Origin of the sequence: Clostridium muellerianum (assembly GCF_012926525.1) — a bacterium.
GTDB lineage: Bacteria > Bacillota > Clostridia > Clostridiales > Clostridiaceae > Clostridium_AM > Clostridium_AM muellerianum.
Genome location: NZ_JABBNI010000052.1, coordinates 1 through 2705, shown reverse-complemented (window position 1 = coordinate 2705; position 2705 = coordinate 1). Strand labels below are relative to the sequence as shown.

The window sequence follows — 2705 nt, the reverse complement described above, 5'->3', positions numbered from 1 at the left end:
GTATGAATTGTTTCTAGACAATCTGCATAGAAATATGCAATAAAACTAGAAGACTGATGTTCAGTCTAACTTCATATCTGAATTATTAGGTGAAATTCCTATGATGTCTTAATGTTGGAAGGCATGCCCTAAGACTCCGACATGCAGTATATCTTATTAATGTATCTGTATGAAGTTCGGTGAAGACGGTGAAAATTGGACCTGAGAAGTGGTTAAGAGAAGTAATCGGGGGGCTATAAAATTACCATGGTTAGAATGTTTGAATAAAACTGACGAACCCTTGAAAGAACGGCTCGATACTTGCCATAGAATTCGAATAAGAAGAACCTAGACTCCTAGAGAGTTTCAGTCGCCAAGGTTATAAGTGATATAGCCGAGGAAAAGTTTGGGTGTGGACTTATCTTCAAAACCCTCCAACTGTGGGTTAGAAGAGGCTGACGGGCAAAAGAGGGAACCTAAAGTAATACATGTAAAGCTAAGATATGAGGAACAATTGAAGTTCGAAAGGAAATGCTAAAGTCAGTAAGGACTGATATTCCTAAGCAGTAGGAAATGACTGTTGAATTCGGATGGCAGCAGCCTGTAGTAGTGAAGAAATAAGGTAATTCTTATGGAGCGAAGGGGCATAGTTAATTAAATAAAAGTTAATTAAGACAAAACGAGTGTTAGGAAGCCGAGGAGCATAACTGATTAAACCATTTGTCCCCGAAAGGATGTGATAAAATGGCTCAACAACTAACAGTTCCGAGAAGTGAAGGAGAACTTAGACAATTACAGGACCAAATGTACAGTATAAGTAAAGAAAAGATTAAAAATAATAGTAGACCAGCGTTTAAGGACTTAATTGAAATAATAAAATGTGATGAAGTTATAATAAGTGCAATTCATAGAATGAAATCAAACCGGGGGAGCAAAACCCCTGGAGTAAATGGTAGGACAATAGATAACATACTTCAAATGGGTTATTCAGAAGTTATTAAAATGATAGTACACAAATTAGATACCTATAAAGCAGGTAAAATTCGAAGAGTTTACATACCTAAACCAGGTAAAACAGAAAAGCGACCGTTAGGAATACCTAATATTGAAGACCGTATAATACAAGAATGTATAAGGATGGTTATAGAGCCAATATTAGAAGCTCAATTCTTTGAACATAACTACGGCTTCAGACCAATGCGAAGCAGTGCACATGCATTGGAGAGAGCTTCTCATATAGCTAAATGGGTGAATATTCATTGGGTTATTGAAGGAGATATATCCAAATTCTTTGATAATGTCAATCATAGAAAGTTGCTTAATATTTTGTGGAGCATGGGAATAAGAGACAGAAGACTCTTAATGATAATAAAAGAAATGCTAAAAGCTGGCATTATTAATGAAACAGAAGTAAATGAAAAAGGTACCCCGCAGGGTTCAATTCTATCGCCTTTGCTAGCAAACGCATATTTAAGTAAATTCGATGAATTTGTGACTAAGTTTTATGAGAAAAAAGAAATGAAAACTCTTAAATCCCTAAGGCATAGATTTGATGCTCTAAAACGTAAAGGATTTAAACAAGTATTTTTAGTAAGATATGCTGATGATTGGATAGTCTTTACAAATAGTAAAGCAAATGCTGAAAAGATGAAATTTAGAATTCAAAAATTCTTAAAAGAGTGTTTAAACTTAGAGTTATCTATGGAAAAAACTAAGATAACTAATATAAAAAAGCAACCAATCAAGTTTCTTGGATTTGAAATAAAGTGTTGGAGAGGAAAAGGTAAATCTGGTTATGTAACTAGAAGTAAACCTGATATTAATAGAATTAAACCAAAAGTAAGACAAATACTGAATGAAATAAGAGAAATTAATGCATTTCCAACGGAAGATGAAAAACTAATTCAACTCCATAACATCAATAGTATGATACGTGGTCTCATAGAATACTACAAATATGCAACTAGAGTAAATATAGTATTTAATAAATTTAGCAAGATGATAGGTTGGTCTGCCTACAAAAGCCTAAAAAAATGGGGAAAAGCTGAATGGGTACGAGCCTGCGACAGCTCTAATCTTCAAATTGTTCATTCAGAATACACCGAAAAACTTGCAGCAATAAGAGTAAGAGGTGAAAAGATAGCCATAACAAGTATTAATATGGTTAGGTGGACTAAGATTGCTCAAAAGAATCAAGACGAAACACCGTATAGCAAAGAAGGTAGATTTAAATATCTAACTAGAATGAATAGAAGACCCTTAAAAGAAAGGGCTATGGAACTCAACATCCCAATAGACCCTATAATTATGCTTAGTAGTATCAATGGAGCTCCTAAAGATAAATTTAATAACTTTGAATATTATATGAATAGACCGTATGCCTACAATAGGGACAAAGGAAAATGTAGGATATGTGGCATATATCCTAGTAGGCAAAATATTAAAATTCATCACATAACAAAAAAACTTTCAATAAATGAGGTAAACAAGGTTAAAAATCTTATGACTGTATGTAAATATTGCTATAACAAAATTCATAGCCAAAAGGAAATTAATTGTGATAGCGAAATAAATAAGAAAATCCTTAAATATCGAGAAATGATGTCTTAAAAATCTAATATTTAATTGATGGAACGCCGTATGAGGTGAAAGTCTCACGTACGGTGTGAAGGAGGGGAAAAGAGAGGCTTAACGTAAAGTCGAAGTCTGCTCTTACCTATTCTATT

General features: G+C 33.6%; 1 protein-coding gene. It reads left to right on the top strand.

Annotated features, from left to right (window positions below; genetic code table 11):
- Positions 1-723 precede the first annotated feature (723 nt).
- A complete protein-coding gene (ltrA, locus tag HBE96_RS19535) occupies positions 724-2589 on the top strand; it encodes a group II intron reverse transcriptase/maturase (RefSeq protein WP_169299395.1) in 1866 nt (621 codons plus the stop codon).
- Positions 2590-2705 lie beyond the last annotated feature (116 nt).

Bases quoted from the DNA above. Each gene is read 5' to 3' on its own strand.
- ltrA (WP_169299395.1), top strand. From the start codon at position 724: ATGGCTCAACAACTAACAGTTCCGAGAAGTGAAGGAGAACTTAGACAA.